General features: G+C 73.4%; 19 protein-coding genes. 6 read left to right on the forward strand and 13 right to left on the reverse strand.

The genetic code is table 11. From position 1 onward, the window contains the following. Positions 1-3: 3 nt before the first annotated feature. From F4692_RS08035 to F4692_RS08050, 4 genes are read left to right on the forward strand one after another with little or no spacing between them, the layout of a single operon-like run. Entirely contained in the window at positions 4-1,998 is a 1,995-nt protein-coding gene (locus tag F4692_RS08035) for an ATP-binding protein (protein ID WP_257029734.1), read from the forward strand. Position 1,999: 1 nt separating this feature from the next. Further along, positions 2,000-3,160: an acyl-CoA dehydrogenase family protein gene (locus F4692_RS08040; RefSeq protein ID WP_179619171.1), complete on the forward strand. Its 1,161-nt coding sequence runs from the start codon at positions 2,000-2,002 to the stop codon at positions 3,158-3,160. A gap of 47 nt (positions 3,161-3,207) precedes the next feature. Further along, positions 3,208-3,585 (forward strand): MmcQ/YjbR family DNA-binding protein, encoded by a 378-nt coding sequence (locus F4692_RS08045; protein ID WP_179619172.1) that lies wholly within the window; start codon positions 3,208-3,210, stop codon positions 3,583-3,585. Further along, positions 3,582-4,736, forward strand: a complete 1,155-nt coding sequence (locus tag F4692_RS08050; RefSeq protein ID WP_179619173.1) for a heparan-alpha-glucosaminide N-acetyltransferase domain-containing protein — start codon at positions 3,582-3,584, stop codon at positions 4,734-4,736. Before F4692_RS08045 ends, F4692_RS08050 begins: the two co-directional genes overlap by 4 nt. Here F4692_RS08050 and F4692_RS08055 read toward each other — a convergent pair. The 13 genes from F4692_RS08055 to F4692_RS08115 all read right to left on the reverse strand — a co-directional run bounded on the left by F4692_RS08055 (position 4,694) and on the right by F4692_RS08115 (position 17,032). Continuing rightward, positions 4,694-5,173, reverse strand: coding sequence for a cupin domain-containing protein (locus F4692_RS08055; RefSeq protein ID WP_179619174.1), 480 nt, complete (start codon positions 5,171-5,173; stop codon positions 4,694-4,696). The genes F4692_RS08050 and F4692_RS08055 overlap by 43 nt on opposite strands. A 7-nt stretch (positions 5,174-5,180) precedes the next feature. Next, on the reverse strand, positions 5,181-5,642 hold the full coding sequence (locus F4692_RS08060) for a VOC family protein (protein WP_179619175.1): 462 nt from the start codon (positions 5,640-5,642) through the stop codon (positions 5,181-5,183). Between the two features lie 10 nt (positions 5,643-5,652). Beyond that, entirely contained in the window at positions 5,653-6,099 is a 447-nt protein-coding gene (locus F4692_RS08065; protein ID WP_179619176.1) for a helix-turn-helix domain-containing protein, read from the reverse strand. Positions 6,100-6,157: 58 nt separating this feature from the next. Further along, the gene (locus F4692_RS08070) at positions 6,158-7,207 is read right to left on the reverse strand and encodes a hypothetical protein (RefSeq protein WP_179619177.1); all 1,050 of its coding nucleotides are present in this window, start codon (positions 7,205-7,207) and stop codon (positions 6,158-6,160) included. A gap of 10 nt (positions 7,208-7,217) precedes the next feature. After that, on the reverse strand, positions 7,218-7,793 hold the full coding sequence (locus F4692_RS08075) for an RNA polymerase sigma factor (protein WP_218858364.1): 576 nt from the start codon (positions 7,791-7,793) through the stop codon (positions 7,218-7,220). A gap of 61 nt (positions 7,794-7,854) precedes the next feature. Further along, positions 7,855-8,637: a DUF1295 domain-containing protein gene (locus F4692_RS08080; protein ID WP_308645216.1), complete on the reverse strand. Its 783-nt coding sequence runs from the start codon at positions 8,635-8,637 to the stop codon at positions 7,855-7,857. Next, a complete protein-coding gene (locus tag F4692_RS21550) occupies positions 8,634-9,944 on the reverse strand; it encodes an SAM-dependent methyltransferase (RefSeq protein WP_179619178.1) in 1,311 nt (436 codons plus the stop codon). The genes F4692_RS08080 and F4692_RS21550 overlap by 4 nt, the downstream gene beginning before the upstream one ends. Continuing rightward, positions 9,941-11,299 carry an SAM-dependent methyltransferase gene (locus F4692_RS08090; protein ID WP_179619179.1) on the reverse strand — a complete coding sequence of 453 codons (1,359 nt, stop codon included), beginning with the start codon at positions 11,297-11,299 and terminating at the stop codon, positions 9,941-9,943. Before F4692_RS08090 ends, F4692_RS21550 begins: the two co-directional genes overlap by 4 nt. After that, entirely contained in the window at positions 11,296-13,311 is a 2,016-nt protein-coding gene (locus F4692_RS21765; RefSeq protein ID WP_179619180.1) for an FAD-dependent oxidoreductase, read from the reverse strand. The genes F4692_RS08090 and F4692_RS21765 overlap by 4 nt, the downstream gene beginning before the upstream one ends. Then, positions 13,308-14,051 (reverse strand): anti-sigma factor, encoded by a 744-nt coding sequence (locus tag F4692_RS08100; protein ID WP_179619181.1) that lies wholly within the window; start codon positions 14,049-14,051, stop codon positions 13,308-13,310. Before F4692_RS08100 ends, F4692_RS21765 begins: the two co-directional genes overlap by 4 nt. Further along, positions 14,048-14,653 carry an ECF RNA polymerase sigma factor SigK gene (sigK, locus tag F4692_RS08105; RefSeq protein WP_179619182.1) on the reverse strand — a complete coding sequence of 202 codons (606 nt, stop codon included), beginning with the start codon at positions 14,651-14,653 and terminating at the stop codon, positions 14,048-14,050. The genes F4692_RS08100 and sigK overlap by 4 nt, the downstream gene beginning before the upstream one ends. Before the next feature lie 34 nt (positions 14,654-14,687). Further along, entirely contained in the window at positions 14,688-15,362 is a 675-nt protein-coding gene (locus F4692_RS08110) for a fasciclin domain-containing protein (protein WP_179619183.1), read from the reverse strand. A gap of 128 nt (positions 15,363-15,490) precedes the next feature. Further along, positions 15,491-17,032, reverse strand: coding sequence for a molybdopterin-dependent oxidoreductase (locus F4692_RS08115; protein WP_179619184.1), 1,542 nt, complete (start codon positions 17,030-17,032; stop codon positions 15,491-15,493). Positions 17,033-17,088: 56 nt separating this feature from the next. On the opposite strand from F4692_RS08115, the gene F4692_RS08120 reads away from it, so the two are divergent. Together F4692_RS08120 and F4692_RS08125 are read left to right on the forward strand one after the other, a co-directional pair. Beyond that, positions 17,089-17,859: an enoyl-CoA hydratase-related protein gene (locus tag F4692_RS08120; RefSeq protein WP_179619185.1), complete on the forward strand. Its 771-nt coding sequence runs from the start codon at positions 17,089-17,091 to the stop codon at positions 17,857-17,859. A gap of 9 nt (positions 17,860-17,868) precedes the next feature. After that, positions 17,869-18,303, forward strand: coding sequence for a hypothetical protein (locus F4692_RS08125; RefSeq protein ID WP_179619186.1), 435 nt, complete (start codon positions 17,869-17,871; stop codon positions 18,301-18,303). Positions 18,304-18,403 lie beyond the last annotated feature (100 nt).

The raw sequence follows: 18,403 nt of genomic DNA on the forward strand, positions 1-18,403 counted from the left end.
AGGATGTTGGTCGCCAACCGTGGCGAGATCGCGCGACGGGTCTTCGCGACCTGCCGCCGGCTCGGGATCGGGACCGTCGCCGTCCACTCCGACGCCGACGCCGGGCTGCCGTTCGTCGCCGAGGCCGACCACGCGGTCCGGCTCCCCGGCAACGCCCCGGCCGACACCTACCTCCGCGCCGACTTCGTCGTCGAGGCCGCGCGGCGGTCCGGTGCCGATGCCGTGCACCCGGGCTACGGCTTCCTGTCCGAGAACGCCGCCTTCGCGCGCGCCGTCATCGACGCCGGCCTCACCTGGGTGGGGCCGCCGCCGGAGGCCATCGACGCGATGGGCGACAAGGTCCGCGCCAAGCAGATCGCGGAGCGCGCGGGCGTACCCGTCCTCTCGGCGCCGGACGCGCCGACAGCGGCCGACCTGCCGCTGCTCGTGAAGGCCTCGGCCGGCGGTGGCGGGCGCGGGATGCGGGTCGTACGCACCCTCGACCGGCTCGACGCCGAGATCGCGGCGGCGCGGGCCGAGGCCGAGTCGGCCTTCGGTGACGGCACGGTGTTCGTCGAGCCGTACGTCGAGGCGGGCCGCCACGTCGAGGTGCAGGTGCTGGCCGACGGAGCCGGTGCCCGGGCGCTGGGGACCCGCGACTGCTCGGTGCAGCGCCGCCACCAGAAGGTCGTCGAGGAGGCACCCGCCCCCGGGCTGTCGGCCGCGACGGAGCAGGCCATGTGCGCGGCGGCGGAGAGCCTGGCCGACGGCATCGGCTACCTCGGCGCGGGCACCGTCGAGTTCCTCCACGACCCGGCCACCGACCGGTTCTTCTTCCTCGAGATGAACACCCGCCTGCAGGTCGAGCACCCGGTGACCGAGCTGGTCACCGGCATCGACCTCGTCGAGCAGCAGGTCGCGGTCGCGGAGGGTCGCCGCCTCGACGCGGGACATCTGGGGACGAAGTGGTCGGAGATCCGACCCGGTGAGGACCAGATCGTCCCCAGGTACCCCGACGGGCACGCGATCGAGGTACGCCTCTACGCCGAGGACGCGGCGTACACCCCCCAGAGCGGTCGGCTCGTCACCTTCGACCTGCCGGGCGACGGTGCCTTCGGGCTGCTCGGCGCGAGCGGGGTGCGGGTCGACAGCGGCTTCGCGAGTGGCGACGAGGTGTCGACCTTCTACGACGCGATGCTGGCCAAGGTGGTGGCCTGGGCGCCGACGCGCGACCAGGCCGTCCGGATGCTCGTCGCGGCGCTGCGCCGGGCCCGGATCCACGGCGTCACCACCAACCGCGACCAGCTCCTCGAGATCCTCACCGACCCGGTGTTCGCGGCCGGCGAGATGACGACGACGTGGCTGGAGTCGCGGCCGACCCCCGCTGAGTCTCCCAGCGACTCACGGGCGGGCGTGGTCGCCGGAGCGCTGATGCTCGCCGCCGACGACGCCGCGCGGCGCACGGTTCAACGGGGCGTGCCGGCCGCCTGGCGCAACGTCGTCAGCCAGCCGCAGCGGACCACGTTCGAGGGCCACGACCCGGTCGAGTGGTGGGGCACCCGCGACGGGTTCGTCGTCGACGGGATCACCGTGCTGGAGGTCTCACCCACCCACGCGCGGCTCGAGGTGGACGGCGTCGCGACGGAGACGCGCGGACGAAGGTACGCCCCACACCCCGGCGCCCCGCGGGAGATCTGGGTCGACGGGCCGGCAACGTCCGTCCGTCTGCGCGAGGTGCCGCGCTTCACCGACCCGGCCGACACGGTGGCGAGCGGCTCGCTGCTCGCGCCGATGCCCGGCACCGTCGTGGCGGTGGAGGTCGAGCCCGGTGCGGAGGTCGCCGCGGGCGACGTCGTGCTCGTGCTCGAGGCGATGAAGATGCAGCACACCGTGACCGCACCGCACGCCGGCACGGTCAGCGAGCTCAACGTCGGGACCGGGTCGCAGGTCGCGTCCGGCGAGGTCCTGGCAGTCGTCGAGGAACACGTCGAGGAACACGTCGAGGAACAAGGGGAATGAGATGACCGGCTTCACCGAGTCCGAGGAGCGCCAGGAGCTGCGGCGCCAGGTCGCGAAGATGGCCAGCGGGTACGGCCGCGAGTGGTTCGTCGAGCGCGCCCGCGCCGGCGAGAAGACCACCGAGCTGTGGCTCGAGATCGGCAGGGCGGGCTACCTCGGCGTCAACATCCCCGAGGAGTACGGCGGGGGCGGCGGCGGCATCGGCGACGTGGCCGCGGTCTGCGAGGAGCTCGCGGCGCAGGGCTGCCCGCTGCTGATGATGGTCGTCAGCCCGGCCATCTGCGGCACGGTGATCGCGCGCTACGGCACCGAGGAGCAGAAGCAGCGCTGGCTGCCGGGCATCTGCGACGGCACCGCGACGATGGCGTTCGCGATCACCGAGCCCGACGCCGGCACCAACTCGCACAACATCACCACGACGGCTCGTCGAGACGGCGACGGGTGGGTGCTCAAGGGCCAGAAGATCTACATCTCCGGCGTCGACGAGGCCAGCAACGTCCTCGTCGTCGCACGCGCCGAGGATGCGAGGACCGGCACGCTCAAGCCGTGCCTGTTCGTCGTGCCGACGGACTCCCCGGGGCTGGAGTTCACCGCGATCCCGATGGAGATCGTCAGCCCGGAGAAGCAGTTCCAGGTGTTCATCGACGACGTCCGGCTGCCCGCCGACGCGCTCGTCGGCGACGAGGACGGTGGGCTCGTCCAGCTGTTCGCCGGGCTCAACCCCGAGCGCATCATGGCCGCATCCTTCTCGACCGGACTCGCGCGCCACGCCCTCGCCAAGGCGTCGGCGTACGCCAAGGAGCGCACGGTCTTCCGGGCACCCATCGGCTCGCACCAGGCAGTCGCCCACCCGCTCGCGATGGCGCACATCGAGAACGAGCTGGCCCGTCTGATGACCCAGAAGGCCGCAGCCCTCGTCGACGCCGGCGACGACATGGCCGCGGGCGAGGCCGCCAACATGGCGAAGTACGCCGCCGCGGAGGCCGCCGTCCACGCGGTCGACGCCGCCGTGCAGACCCACGGCGGCAACGGCATCACCCAGGAGTACGGCATGGCGGGGATGCTCGTCGCCGCCCGTGCCGGGCGGATCGCCCCCGTCAGCCGCGAGATGATCCTCAACTTCGTCGCGATGCACAGCCTGGGGCTGCCGAAGTCCTACTGAGTCGTCTGCGGGGTCCGGGTGTCGGTGTGCGGTGGCAGGATCTCCGCGTGGCCCTCGCCGACCGACCGCTCGTTCCCGAGGAGTGGGTGCTGCGCATCGACGCGGTGCTCGGGCGGCTCCCGCGCTGCGCGCAGGAGCCGGCGTGGACGGGCACCCGGTGGCGGGTCGGCGGCGCGACCGTGGCCCACGTCTTCGGCGGCGAGGACCAGCTGTTCCGGATCACCTTCCGCGGCGAGCCCGACGAGGTGGCGGCCTTCGAGCACATGGGTGATCCCTACTTCCGCTCCGGCTGGGGCGGCAACGCGATCGGGATGCTGCTCGACGACGACACCGACTGGGACGAGCTCACCGAGCTGCTCACCGACTCCTACTGCATCCAGGCGCCCGCACACCTCGCGGAGCAGGTGGCCAGGCCGGCCGGATGACCGCGGCACCCACCAGGCCGCGGTCGCAGGCGCGCGAGGGACGGCTCGTCGGGCTCGACGTCGCTCGGTGCGTCGCCCTCCTGGGCATGGTGGCCACCCACGTCCTCGACGCGCGCACGCCCGCCGGTGACCTCACGACCGCGCAGTGGCTGGCCGGCGGACGGGCGTCGGCCCTGTTCGCGGTGCTCGCCGGGATCAGCCTCGCGCTGATGACGCGCGAGCCCCTCCGCGGCGGTCCGCTCGCGCTCCGCAGTGCCGCGATCGTGGGCCGTGCCGCGATCATCGCGGCGATCGGCCTGCTGCTGGGGGGCCTCGACACCGGGATCGCCGTCATCCTGACCTACTACGGCGTGCTCTTCGTGCTCGGACTGCCGTTCACGCTGCTGCGGGTGCGGTGGCTGCTCCCGCTCGCCGTCGTCTGGGTGGTCGCGGCGCCGGTCGTCTCCCACCTGGTCCGCCCCGACCTGCCGGAGCGCGGCTTCGACAGCCCGGCCCTCGAGCAGCTCGGCGACCCCGGCCAGCTGGCGAGCGAGCTGCTCCTGACGGGCTACTACCCGGCCTTCCCGTGGCTCGCCTACCTCCTCGTCGGCCTCGTGCTCGGCCGCCTCGACCTGCGCGACCGGTCGCTGCTCGGCGCCCTGGCGCTCGGTGGCGTCGGCCTCGCGGTGCTCGCCACCCAGGTGTCGCGCTCCTTCGTCGACCCCCCGGTGGCCTCGGAGAACGCGACGGGGATGTACGGCACGACGCCCGCCGACGGCGACTGGGAGTGGCTGCTGCTCGTGGCACCCCACTCCGCGACGCCGTTCGACCTGGCGCAGACCATCGGCAGCGCCGTCCTGGTGATCGCCTGCTGCCTGCTCCTTGAGAGCGTGCTGCCGCGATCCGCCACGCGGGTTGTCGCGGTGCTGACCGGCGCGGGTGCCGCGACGCTCACGCTCTACTCGCTCCACGTGGTGATGCGCACCGACGCGATGTGGCCGCCCGAGGAGCCGTCCTCCTACGCCGTGCACGTCGTCGTGCTGCTCGGGATCGGCGCGGCGCTGCGGCTGGTGGGCCGGCGCGGACCGTTGGAGGCGCTGGCCGGCCTCCCGGTCCGGCTCGCCCGGCGTCAGACCCAGTGGTTGTCGTGCTCGCGCATGAACCGGTCGTAGGCGTCGCCGTCGAGGTTGCCCATGCCGGCGGCCAGCCCCTCGAAGTACGCCTCGCGCGGGGCACCCGGCGCGAAGTGGAGCAGCATCTTGGCGGCGCCGTCCTCGTTGCGGAACCCGTGGATCCCGCCGGCCGGGACGTGCGCGAAGTCGCCGGCGTGGCACTTGACCCAGTCCGTGCCGTCGTAGATGGTCACGGTCCCCTCGAGCACGTAGAACGACTCGGTGATCGTCCGGTGGAAGTGGGCGTCCGGGCCGCTGACCGGCCCGGCGAACTCCCACCGGTAGAGGCCGAAGGTGCCTGCGGTCTCGGTGCCCTGCGCGAGGTAGAAGACCTTGTTGCCGTTGGGGTACACGACCGCCGGCTCGATCCCCGCCCGCTTGACGTGGGCGGAGACCTCGCCGGAGTCGCCGTGGTAGGTCGGTGGCGGATAGCTCATGGGTCGATCATGCCCGCGCGGCGTCGTACCCCGCCTCGACCTCGGCGGGCGTCGCGTCGTTGAACTGGTTGATGCGGATCAGGTTGCCGAACGGGTCGCGGATGCCGAAGTCGGTCCCGTAGGGCTGCGTGACCGGCTCCTGCGTGATCTCCACGCCGGCGTCGCGGAGCGCGGCGTACGTCGCGTGCACGTCGCTGCTCACCAGGAACAGTCCGCCGAGCGCGCCCTTGGTGACGAGCTCGCGGACCTGCGCGGCGGTGGCCTCGTCGTGCTGCGGCCCACCGACAAGCTCGAGGAGGAGGGAGCTGTCCTGCCCGGGGACGCCGATGGTGAGCCACCGCATGAAGCCGAGGTCGATGTCGTCGCGGATCTCGAAGCCGAGGTGGGTCGTGTAGAAGTCGAGCGCCTCGTCCTGGTCGAGGACGGGCACGGAGCGGATGTGGAGGCTGGTGATGTGGTTGCTGGTCATGACGAGGACGCTAGTCAGCGTCGGCGCCGTCCCGCTTCTCCGAAACGACTGTCCCGCCCGACTGTCGCGGCCGGGTCCAGGTCGCGATGAAGCACGAAGGCACCGCGACGGGCAGGTGCCGTGCGCGGAACTCGGTCGGGGAGCACCCGACGACGTTGCTGAACGTGCGGCTGAAGGTGCCGAGGCTGGCGAAGCCGACGTCCCACGCGACGTCGGTGACGGGTCGGTCGGTCTGGCGCAGCAGCGTCATCGCCCGCTCGACCCGGCGCCGCTGCAGGTAGCGGTGCGGCGTCTCGCCGTAGACCTCCTTGAACACCCGGCCGAACTGCGACGCCGACAGGTGCGCGATCCGGGCGAGGGTGGGGACGTCGAGCGGCTCCGCGTAGCGGCGGTCCATCTCGTCACGCGCGCGCAGCATCCGACGGTGGGTGTCCTCCCGGCTCGTCAGCTCGACCATGGCCCGAACCTACGACAGGGGTACGACGGCCCGGCCCGCGGACCGAACGCTGCCGTGGTCAGGGCTTGCTGCCCTTGCCCCCGTTGCCGTGGCCGTTGCCGTTGCCGTTGCCGTTGCCGTTGCCGTTGCCGTGGCCGTTGCCGGTCGGCGTGGCGGGAGGCGTGGCGGTCGGCGTGCTCACCACGGTGCTGGGCGTGGCGGTCGGCGTGGGCGCCGCGGTCGGCGAGACGGTCTCCGTGGGCTTGGGCGGCTTCGTGGGCTTGGGCGGCTTCGTGGGCTCGTCCTTCGGGGTCTTGTCCGGCTTGTCCGGCTTCGGGGTCTTGGGACCCTTCGGCGGCTTGGTCGGCGCCGTCGTCGGGGTGGACGGACCCACGAGCTGGACGCAGTAGGTCGACACCCGGTCGGGACCGCCGGCGGCGTCGGCGAGCACCTGGGCGGCGGCGGGGTCGAGCTGCTGGCCCGCCTGCAAGGCCTCGCAGAGGTCCTCGAGGTCGGCCGGCGCGACGCCGGTCGTCGACGACGTCGGCGAGGGGGAGGTCGGCGTGGGCCTGCCCGGGCTGCTGGGTGGGGAGGCCGACGGGGACGAGGACGACGTGGGTCTGCCGGGGCTGCTGGATCCGGAGGAGGCGGAGGACGAGGGAGCGGTCGGGGAGCCCGAGGACGGGCTCTGGGTCGTCGACGACGGGTCCTCGGACGTGGACGCGGACGCCGGTCCGTCGTCGGTGTCACGTGTGGCGGGGGGCGCGGAGTCGGGGGAGCGGTCGCGCAGCGGCGCCGGGAGGAGGGGGAGGTCGGCCACCCCCGCGAGGGCGAACCCGCCGGTCGCGAGGACGACGACGGCCCCGGTGGCGACCACCGCGCGGGAGGCGGCCCGCCGCGCGGGAGCCGTGCGCGCGGTGCCTGCGGGGGACGAGGTCCGCGCGGCGTCCCGGGCGGCGTGGGCGGTCTGGAAGGCGGCGACGGCGGCGTCCTCGTGGCGCAGCTCGGCCGGCGTTGCGGGCCCGCGGGCCGCTTCGAGGGCCCGACCGAGCTCGCTGTCGTACCCCGCCGGGGCGTCGAGCAGGTGCTCGGCGTCGCGGCGCGACAGGCGGTCGTCGTGGTTTGTCATCTCACTCCCTTCAGCGTCTCGGTGCTCGCGCGTGTGACGGCTTGTCGGCGATGGTGCGCGCGAGCCTCTTGAGCCCGCGGTGTGCGGCGGCGCGCACGGCACCGGGGCGCTTGCCGAGGATCTGTGCGGCGGTCGCGGCGTCGAAGCCGAGCACCGTGCGGAGCACGATCGCCTCTGCCTGGTCGCGCGGCAGCGTCCGGATCAACGCCAGGACGGCCTCTGACCCGGCCAGGCGGAGGACGTCGCCCTCCACGTCGGCCGCGTCGGGCAGGTCGACGAGCTCGTCGACCGGCTCCGGCGACACCGGGCGGCGGCGGTGGTGGCGGAGGTGGTCGAGGGCGCGGTTGCGACCGATGGTCGTGATCCAGCCGCGGAAGCCGTCGGCGTCGCCGCTGAACCGGTCGAGGTCGCGGAAGGCCTGCGCCCACGCCTCGCTGGCGACGTCCTCGGCATCCGTCGGGCCGACGAGGACCGTCAGGTAGCGCAGCAGGGGTGGCTGGACGTGACGGTAGACGAGCCGGAACGCCGACTCGTCCCCTCCCTGCATGGCCTCGACCGCATCGTCGAGCCCCTCCTCCTGCGCCACCGCGGCATTGTCACCCGAGGGGGTGCCCGAGCGGGACAGAACCCCCGTACGGCTCGTCTCGTCAGGCGTCGCGGGAGCGCGGGGGACGGGGGAAGAACAGCGGGACCCGCGCGGCGTACTCGTCCCAGCCCTCGCGCTGCGACATCGTCCTCTCGAGCATCTTGGCGCCGGTCACGTTGCGGATGAAGAACGTCATCGCCGCCGGCGCGAAGATCGTCGCGAGGCCCGGCACCCAGCCCAGCGACACCGCACCGGCGAGCCACAGGCCCCACCAGACGCACGCGTCGCCGAAGTAGTTGGGGTGCCGCGTCCAGGCCCAGAGGCCGGTGTCGAGGATCTTGGGGCGGGACTCCTTGGGCTTCGCCCTGTAGGCGGCGAGCTGACGGTCCCCGACGACCTCGAAGAACAGCCCGACCGCCCAGACGGCGACACCGATCCACACGACCGGCCACCAGCGCACGTCGTAGGCGGCCGCGACCTGCAGCGGCGCCGAGACGATGAACGCGACGACGGCCTGGGTGAGGAACACCCGCCGCAGCACCGTGGCCGCACCGGCCTGCCAGCCCGGCCCTCCGAGCATCTTCTCGTAGCGTGGGTCCTCGCCGGCGCCGTGCGAGCGGCGCAGGATGTGCCAGGCGAGGCGGCCGCCCCAGACGGCGACGAGGAGGGCGAGCAGCCACGAGTGCCGGTCGGGCCGCACGAGGGCCAGCACCAGGGCGATCACGACGAACGACGTGCCCCACGCGACGTCGACCACGGCCACGCGGTCGACCCGCTTGCTGATCGCGGCCGTCGTGCCCATCACGGCGAGCGCCGCCGCGAGGGCGACGATCGTCGCAGTCACCACGTACGCACCGCCGGCAGGGTGTGCGCGGCACCCGGGCGTACGGCCAGGATCTGGTCGACCCCCATCCGGCCGTCGCGGAAGGCGAGCGCACCGCCGACGAGGTAGAGCCGCCACACCCGCACGACCTCCTCGCCGACGAGGTCGCGGATGCGGTCGAGGTTGGCCTCGAAGTTCTCCATCCAGCCCGCGACCGTGAGGACGTAGTGCTCGCGCAGGGCGTGGACGTCGCGGACCTCGAGGCCACCGGACTCGATGAGGTCGACGGTCTCGCCGACGGGACGCATCGTCATGTCGGGGGCGATGAACGACTCGATGAACGGCCCACCGCCGGGGTGCTTGCCGCCGCCCGCGCCCTGCCGCGACATCTGCTGGACGAGCACCCGGCCGCCCGGCTTCACCGCGCGGCGGAGGACCTCGACGTAGGTCGCGTAGTTCTTCGCGCCGACGTGCTCGCCCATCTCGAGGGAGCCGACGGCGTCGAAGTGGTCGCGCTCGGGGACCTCGCGGTAGTCCTGGAGCCGGATCTCGACCCGGTCCGCCAGCCCCCGCTCGGCGATCCGGGCGTCGATGAACGCCTTCTGCTCGCGCGAGATCGTCACGCCCGTGACCTGCGCCCCGAAGTGCTCGGCGGCGTGGAGGGACAGCGAGCCCCAGCCGCACCCGACGTCGAGCATCCGCATGCCGGGCTCGAGCCCGAGCTTGGTGCAGACCAGGTCGAGCTTGGCGCGCTGCGCCTCCTCGAGCGGCACGTCGGGCGTGGCGTGGTAGCCGCAGCTGTAGGCCATCTGCGGCTCGAGGACCAGGGAGTAGAACTCGTTGGAGAGGTCGTAGTGGTGGCTGATCGAGGAGCGGTCGCGGGCGAGGCTGTGCAGCCGTCCCGTGACCTGCGCCTGCGACGCGGGCGGGGCCGGGGGTCGACCCAGCGCGCCGAGCCCGGCGGCGGTGCGGATCGCGTCGACCACCGCGCGCGGCGAGAGGCGTACGCCCGACAGCCCGCGCTCGCGGCCGACCTCGAAGGCGTACGTCAGCGCGGACCCGAGGTCCCAGCCGTCCTGCTCGGGGACGTCGAGCTCGCCCGTGACGTAGGCCTGGGCGGCACCGAGCTCGCCCGGGTGCCAGAGGAGCCGTCGCAGCGCGTCGGGGGAGCGGAGCACCACCAGCGGGGCGTCGTCGGGCCCGGCGACCGAGCCGTCCCAGGCCTCGAGCCGGACGGGCAGGTCACCGCCGATGAACGGCCGGACCGCCTCGGCGAGGCGGGTGGCGACGCCGGTCGCGGTGGTCCTCCGCTGGGCGGTGCTGGTCACTGGTCCTCCCGGGTGAACGTGAGCTGTGAGACGTTGATGTAGCCGCTCGCGAACCCGGCCTGCGAGTAGGCGAGGTAGAAGTGCCAGACGCGCAGGAAGACGTCGTCGAAGCCGAGCGCCAGCACGGCGTCGCGCTGGGCGAGGAAGCGGCGGTCCCAGCGGCGCAGCGTCTCCGCGTAGTGGCTGCCCATCTCGAGCTGCCCGGTGAGCCGGAGACCGGTCTCGTCGCGGGTGATCTGGTCGATCACCTCGACGCTCGGCAGGAACCCGCCGGGGAAGATGTACTTGTTGATCCAGGTCTCGCCGTCGCGGGTGGCGAGCATCCGGTCGTGCGGCATGGTGATGGCCTGGATGGCGACCCTGCCGCCGGGCGCGAGCACCTGGTCGATCGTGCGGAAGTAGGTGCCCCAGAACTCGGCGCCCACCGCCTCGATCATCTCGACGGACAGCACCGCGTCGTACGTCCGCCCGTCGGCGCCGAGCGCGCGGTAGTCCATCAGCTCGACGTCGCACCGGTCGGCGAAGCCGGCGGCGGCGATGCGCTGCTCGGCCAGCTCGAGCTGCTCGACCGAGAGCGTGATCGAGCGCACGCGGGCGCCGCGGCGGGCCGCGCGGATGGCGAGCTCGCCCCAGCCGGTGCCGATCTCCAGGACGCTCGTGCCGTCGGTGACGCCGGCCTCGTCGAGGAGTCGCTCGATCTTGCGGCCCTGGGCCTCGGCGAGGTCCGGACCGTGGAGCCGGGGGTCGGGGTCGTCGGCGGGCTCGGGCGGGGTCGCGACCAGGTGGTCGCCGACCGAGCCGGGCCCTGCGCCGACCGGCACCTGCGAGGTGTCGAACAGCGCGGAGGAGTAGCTCAGGGTCTCGTCGAGGAAGAGCTGGAACAGGTCGTTGGACAGGTCGTAGTGGTGCGAGATGTTGGCCTGGCTGTTGGCCTCCGTGCTCCGGTGGTGGCCGGGCAGGCGGGGCGTCACGAAGGCGCGCAGCCGCTGCAGCGGCTCGGGGATGAGCGTGGCCATCCGGGCGGCCGGCACGGTGAGGAAGCCTGCGAGGTCGTCGGCCTCCCACGCCCCCGTCATGTAGGACTCGCCGAAGCCGATCAGTCCGTCGCGGCCCAGGCGGGCGTAGAACTCCTCGGGCCGGTGGAGCGTCATGCTCGGGCCGCCCTGGCCCAGCGTGCGGCCGCCACGGCTCCCGGACGGGCCCTCGTGGACCGTGACCGCGAGCCGGTTGACCGCGGCGTGGAAGAGCCGTCGGGCCACGGCGGCGGACACCGCCGTGCGCGGTCCCCTGCGGACCGGCTCGAGCTCGGGGACGCCCTGGCTCTGCTGGGGCGTCGGGTTCTTCTCGAGAGTCACTGGACACCCTCCTGGGAGTGGGTGGGTCGCGGTCGGACCGGCAGCCGCCGGGCCCACAGCCAGGTGCCGTGGGCGCGGATGAGGGCGCTGCCGCGCAGCGCCGCGCCGAGGGTGCGTCGCAGGGGCACGTCGCTGCGGACGCCGGTCAGGCTGGCGCTGAACGGAGCGGCGGCGCCGTCCTCGTGGCCGCGGAGGGTCACCGCGACGTGGAGGCGGTCGGTCGGGATCGGGACCGCGATGTCGTAGGTCCCGTCGACGCCGTGGAAGGGCGAGACGTACATCGCCTTGTCGGTGCGGGCGCGGCCCTGGGCGTCGGGGTGCACGAGGTAGGCGTGCCGGTCGCCGTAGGTGTTGTGCACCTCGACCACGACGCCCGCATGACGGGCGTCGTCGTCGAAGCACCAGAAGACGCTGATCGGGTTGAAGGCGTAGCCGAGCGACCGGGGCTGGGCGGCCATCAGGATCGTCCCGCCGCCGGCACCGAGGTGCACGTCGTGCTGGGCGAGGAAGTCCTCGACGTTCTCGCGCAGGCTGAGCCCGGGCGAGCCGAGGTGGTCGCGCGACTCGAAGCGGGCGAGTCGGCCGTGGTCGGGGAGGTCGTCGACGTCGACGAGCCACAGGGTCGACGCGTGCTCGAACGTCCGGGAGAACGGGGAGCGCCGCGTGTGCCGGATGCGCGTCTCGAAGCGGCCCGGGCGGGGCAGCTCGCGGGTCGTCCGCGTCCACGGGAGGCCGAGGTGGGTCGCCGCGGCGAGCCCGGAGCGCGCACCGTCCTCGTGGAAGCCCCAGCCGTGGTACGCCCCGGCGAAGGCGATCCGGGCGGTGTTGATCTCCGGCAGGCGGCGCGAGGCGGCGACGGACCCCGGCGTGTAGAGCGGGTGCTCGTACTCCATCCGGTCGATCACCGTCGCGGGGTCGACGAGGTCGTCGCCGCCGAGGGTGACGAGGTAGTGGGTGTCGGTGGGCAGCCGCTGCAGGCGGGTGAGGTCGTACGTCACGGTGACCGCGCCGTTGTCCTCGGCAGGGCGGTGGAAGTTCCACGACGCCCGCGCGTCGACCGCCGTCGGCAGCAGCGAGGCGTCGGTGTGCAGCAGCGCGGGGTTGCTGCTGTAGGGAAGCGCCGAGAGGACCTCGCGCTGCAGGTCGGACGGCTGCTCGAGCATCGCCAGCGCCTGCGCGGGGTGGGTGGCGACCACCACGGAGTCGTACGCCGACGTGGCCCCGCTCCCGTCGGTGACCTCGACGCGGTCGGCGAGCTCGCGGACGGAGGTGACCTTGGTGTCGAGGCGTAGGTCCTGCAGCCCCGCGGCGACCTTGGCGACGTAGGTGCCCGAGCCGCCCGTGACCGTGCGCCACTGCGGGGAGCCGAACACCCCGAGCATCCCGTGGTGCTCGAGGAACGTGAAGAGGTAGCGGGCGGGGTAGTCGAGGGAGGTCGCCGGGTCGCACGACCAGACGGCCGCGACCAGGGGCTCCATGAAGTGGCGGACGAAGCCGGGTGTGAAGCCGCCGTCGCGGAGGAAGTCGCGCAGGGTCTGGTCGTCGGCCTGGGCGGTGGGCTGCTCGACGGTCTGGTCGTCCCCGCCGGCCAGCAGGGCGCGGGCGCGGCGGTGGAAGCGGGGGATCTCCAGCAGCATCCGCCAGTGCCCGCGCGAGGTGAGCGAGGAGCGCTGGGCGAAGAGGCCGCGCGGGCCCAGCGCGCCGGCGTACTCCACGCCCGTGCCCGCGTCGCTCACCGACAGCGACATCTCGGAGGGCTGCGTCGCGACGCCGAGCTCGGCGAACAGGCGCAGGAGCGTGGGGTAGGTCCGCCGGTTGTGGACGATGAAGCCGGTGTCGATCGCCAGCTCGCCGTCGGGCGTGTCCACGCGGTGCGTGTCGGCGTGGCCGCCGAGGCGGGCGTCGGCCTCGTAGAGCGTCACCTGCGCCGTGCGCGAGGCGATCCAGGCAGCCGTCAACCCCGCAACGCCCGAGCCGATGACGGCGACCGTGCGTTGCGGGGTCTGGGTCACGCCGCCTCCGTGAGGTCGAACAACGCGATCGGGTCCGAGGTGGGCTGCTTCGAACCGCCGTCGGGCTCGACCGTGATGCCGACCGCGGCGGCGTCGGCCGCGGAGCCGTCGAGGACCAGGGTCTGGTCGGCCTCGTCGGGCATCAGCCCGGCCGAGGTGAAGGCGCCGTCGGGGGACATGAGCCACAGCTCGTAGTCCTTGCCGTCGGGTGCCGCGACCATGTCCTCGGTGCTGATGACGGCGCGGTCGTGCGACTTCGAGCGGGTGACCGTGGCACGGCCGGCCTCGCCGAGGTCGAGGAAGACCTCCTGGGCGTCGTCGGCCTGCAGCACCTGCTCCGCGGCGGTGAGCCGCTTGACGTCGTCCTCACCGGCCCAGGGCTGGACGATCAGCGCGCCGATCCCGACGAGGACCGCGAGTGCCGCCGCGACCAGAAAGGGCATCCAGGCCCGCCGGCCCGCCCGGTGCTCGTGGGTGGCACGGGGCGCGGGTGCACGGACCTCGGGAGGCAGGGGGCGCACCTGGGAGATGCCGGCGAGGACGGACTCGCGCAGGGCGGCGGGCGGCGCGACGGCGGTGTCCTCGGCCAGCAGGGCTGCGGTCTCGCGCAGCTCGGCGACCTCGGCACGGCAGTCCTCGCACTCGGCCAGGTGCTGCTCGAAACGGGCTCGCTCCAGCTCGTCCACCGCGTCGACGGCGTAGGCGCCAGTGAGCTTGTGCACGTCGCTCGTGTCGCTCATGACGCAACTCCCATCAGGTCTCGCAGGCGGATCAAGCCGTCGCGTATTCGTGTCTTCGCCGTGCCCAACGGGACATCGAGCAGGGTGGCGACCTCGGTGTGCGTGTAGCCACCGAAGTAGGTGAGCTCGACGGCCTGTCGCTGGACGTCGGTCAGGGTGGAGACCGCGTTGCGCACGCGTTGGGCGTCCAGGGAGGCGTGGGCCTCCTCGGAGGTCTGGTCGTGCTCCGTCGGCGCCGACTCGCGGTTCCAGGTCTGGTCGCGGGTGGTCGCCGCCTCGACCGAGCGGACCCGGTCGACGGCCTTGCGGTGGACGATGGTGAGGAGCCACCCGGCCGCGCTGCCGCGCTCGGGGTCGTACCGGGTGCTCGAGCGCCAGGCGTCGAGGTAGGCCTCCTGGGTGACCTCCTCGGCGTGCGCCGGGTTGCGCACGACGCGCAGCGCCAGGCCGTACGCCCGGGCCGAGGTCGCGTCGTAGAAGGCCGCGAAGGCGGCCTCGTCACCCAGGCCGGCCCGGTGGAGCAGGGCCGCCAGGTCAGGGGCATCGCCCGCGGACGGGGCGCCCTGGGGCGCCCCGTCCGGTACGGGCCTCACGTGGTCCACGTCAGCATCTTCTCAGTGAGTCGCCGGGGGCGGATCACATCTGGGGCATCATGACCTGGTCGATGAGGTAGACCGTGGCGTTGGCGGTCTGCACGTTGCCGCACACCACCGTGGCGCCCTCGGCCGTGAAGTCCTCGCCCGAGCCCTCGACGGTGATCATGTCGCCGGCCAGGGTCTCGTGCTCACCCGCGACGGCGTCCGGGCCGAGACGACCCTCGACCACGTGGTGCGTCAGCACGGTGGTGAGCGCCTCCTTGTCCTTCAGCAGGGCGTTGAGGTCCTTCTTCGGGATGGCGGCGAAGGCGTCGTTGATCGGCGCGAAGACGGTGATCTCCGGGGCGGAGTTCAGGGTGTCCACGAGGCCGGCCTCGCCGACCGCGGTCACCAGGGTGGAGAGCAGCGGGTTGTTCGACGCGGCGGTGGCGACCGGGTCGTCGGCCATGCCCTCGACGGAGCCCTCACCGGAGGTGGGGACCTGCGAGCACGCGGCACCGAACGGCGCGTCGGCCGCGGGGGAGGCGTCGTCGGAGGGCGACTCGGACTCCATCGGCGACTCGGACTCCATGGGGGCCTCGGAGGTCTCGGAGGTGGTGGCGTCCGAGGCGGTGCTGTCCGTGTCGCTCTCGCTGCCACAGGCAGCCAGGCTCATGGAGGCGGTCAGCGCCAGGGCGGCGATGCCGAGGGAGCGGGTGCGGAGCTTGGTGTTCATGTCGGTGCCTTTCGACTTGGTGGCCATTGAGTGGGCCCCGGAGGGCCCGCTGTCAGGAGGTGTTCGGAGCCCCTCGGGGGCTGGATGGGTGATTCCGGAAAAAACTTTGGACAAACCTCGGACACGCCTCAGCCGACGTTGACGGAGATCTCCTGGACGCCGCTGGAGCCCTCGGGGAACGGGGTCATCCGGACGTCGGTCTGGACGTCGCCGTCCTTGTTGGTCGCGCGGCAGGCGATGAAGTGCTGGCCGGGCTCGGCGTCCCACTCGAAGTACCACTGGCGCCAGTAGTCGTCGGTGACCTGCGGGCCGAGCTCGGCCGGCTTCCAGGCCTCGCCGTCGATGCGGACCTCGACCTTCTCGATGCCGACGCCCTGCGCCCAGGCGATGCCTCCGACGACGACCGTGCCGGCGTCGCTGTCGGACAGCGGCTTGGGGGTGTCGATCCGGCTGGAGATCTTGATGGGGGCGTCGGTGGCCCAGTCCCGCTCGGTCCAGTACGCCTGCTCGGCGTCGTAGGTCGTCAGGGTCATCCGGGTGATCCACTTGCACGCGCTGACGAACCCGTAGAGCCCGGGCACGACCATGCGCGCCGGGAAGCCGTTCTCGCGCGGCAGCGGACCGCCGTTCATCCCGATGGCGATCATCGCGTCGCGGCCGTCCAGTGCCACGCCGAGCGGCGTGGAGATGGTCATGCCGTCGACGTCGGTCGACAGGATCTGGTCGGCCTTCGTCGAGTCGATCCCGGCCCTGGCGAGCACGTCCGCCAGCGGCACGCCGAGCCAGCGGGCGCCGCCGACGTAGGGGCCGCCCACCTCGTTGGACACGCAGGTCAGCGTGATGTCTCGCTCGACCGTGGTCATCGCGGAGAGGTCGTCGAAGGTGAGGGTGACCTCCTGGTCGACGTCACCGTCGATGGTGAGCGTCCAGGAGTCGACGTCGACGGCGGGCACGGTCAGGCGCGTGTCCACCCGGTAGAACTCGCCGGTGGGGGTGCGCAGCGGCGTGATGCCCGGGAACCGCTCCTCCAGGCCGGTCGGGAAGGACGACGCGGGGTCGGTGGCGACCGGGAGGGCGACGTCGGTCCCGCCGAGGCGGTACGACGTCACCCACCGGCCCAGACCGCCCATGGCCACGGCGGCGGCAGCGAGCCCGCCGGAGGCGACCAGCACGCCCCGGCGGGAGGGGCCGTCGCTCCCCTGCGACGACGGCCCCGGGCTGCCCCCGTCGACACGGTGCAGCCACCAGAGGGAGGCTGTGGCCACGACCGCGGCGACGAGGGCAGGTACGAGGTCCAGCGGCCCGGAGCCGGGACGCAGGACGGCGAGGACGCCCGCCACGCCGGCGAGGCCGACGAGGACGAGCAGGCCGACGGTCTCGAGGCGCGCGGCGACGATGCCGGCGACGGCTGCGAGGAGCAGGACGACCAGGGTGACCGACCCGACGAGGATGATCTTGTCGGCCGTCCCGAACTGCCGGATCGCCCACTCCTTCAGCGGCGTCGGCGTGAGGTCGATGACGGTCGAGCCGACGGCGAGCACCGGGGAGGCGGCCGGGACGGTCAGCGCTGCCACGAGGTGCGCGGCCGCGAGGCCGACGACGGTGGCGAGCACGCCGTACGCCGCGTGGCGCAGGGTGCGCGGGCGCGAGGACTGCTCCGGGGTCTGCATGGCGGGTGTTCGGAGCGGCACCCGGGGGCGGATGGGGGTGCGGCAGGATGACCGCCATGACCGACGCCACAGCCGGCACCGCTCCGGAGCTCGTCCACTACGCCGTGTCCGACGCCGTCGCGACGATCACCCTCGACAGCCCGGCCAACCGCAACGCCCTCAGCAGGCAGCTCGTGACCGAGCTGGTCGCCCACCTCGAGCGCGCCGGCGACGACGGCGCCGCGCGCGTGGTGCTGGTGCAGAGCTCGAGCAAGGTCTTCTGCTCGGGGGCGGACCTCGCCGAGGCGTCCACCGAGGGCATGGAGGTCGGTGCGCGCCGCATCGTCGACCTGCAGCGGCTGATCGCCACGCTCGACAAGCCGGTCGTCACCAAGAACCTCGGCGCCGTCCGTGCCGGCGGGATCGGCATCGTCGCGGCGGCCGACATCGCCGTCAGTGCCGAGGACGCCACGTTCGCCCTCACCGAGGTCAAGCTCGGGCTGGCGGCCGCGATCATCAGCCTGACGGTCCACCACCGGATGAGCCCGCGCGCCGCCGCCCTCACCACGCTCGGGGGCGAGGTGTTCACGGGTGCCGAGGCGGCGGCGTACGGCCTCGTCACCACGGCGGTGCCCGCCGAGGACCTCGACGACGAGGTGGCCACGATCTGCGCGAGCCTGGCCACCGGTGCCGCCCAGGGCCTGAGGGAGTCCAAGCGCATCCTCAACCGCGACCTCGTCGCCCGCATCGACGCGCTCGGCGAGGAGATGGCCACGACCAGCGCCCGGCTCTTCGCCTCCGACGAGGCGCGCGAGGCGATGACCGCCTTCCTGTCGCGGCGGAAGTAGGGCGCGAGCGTGGGCACGGGCCTCGGCCACCCGGAGCCGTGGCTGCTCGCGATCGCGGGCGCGCACCTCGGCTTCCAGCTCACCGTGCGCCTCGTGGTCTACCCGGCGCTGGCCGAGGTCGGGCCGGACGGGTGGCACGACGCCCACGCGCGGCACTCGCGGCGCATCGCGCCCCTCGTCGCCGTGCTCTACCCGTGCCTGCTCGCGGCGCTGGTGTGGGCGCTGGCGGCCCGGCCGGAGACAGTGGGGGCGTGGGTGGCGGCCGTCGGCGGCGGGGTGGCGATGGCGGCGACGGCGGCGTCCGCGGCACCCACGCACGGCCGGCTCGGCCGCGCCGCGGCGTCCGAGCGCGGCGCCCTGCTGCACGCGCTCGCGCGCGCCGACCGGGTGCGTACGGCCGGCGCGGCGCTCTGCCTGGCCGGTGCGGTGCTGCTCGCAGCGTGAGCGGATCGCCGGTAACTCGGCGGTCGTCGGTGCCCGCGGCTACGCTTGACGGTCTGCCCGGACGGGTGGGCAGGTGGTGACCGGGGGGACGAGGAGCAGG

The organism is Nocardioides cavernae (genome assembly GCF_013410035.1).
In the GTDB taxonomy this organism is placed as follows: Bacteria; Actinomycetota; Actinomycetes; order Propionibacteriales; family Nocardioidaceae; genus Nocardioides; species Nocardioides cavernae_A.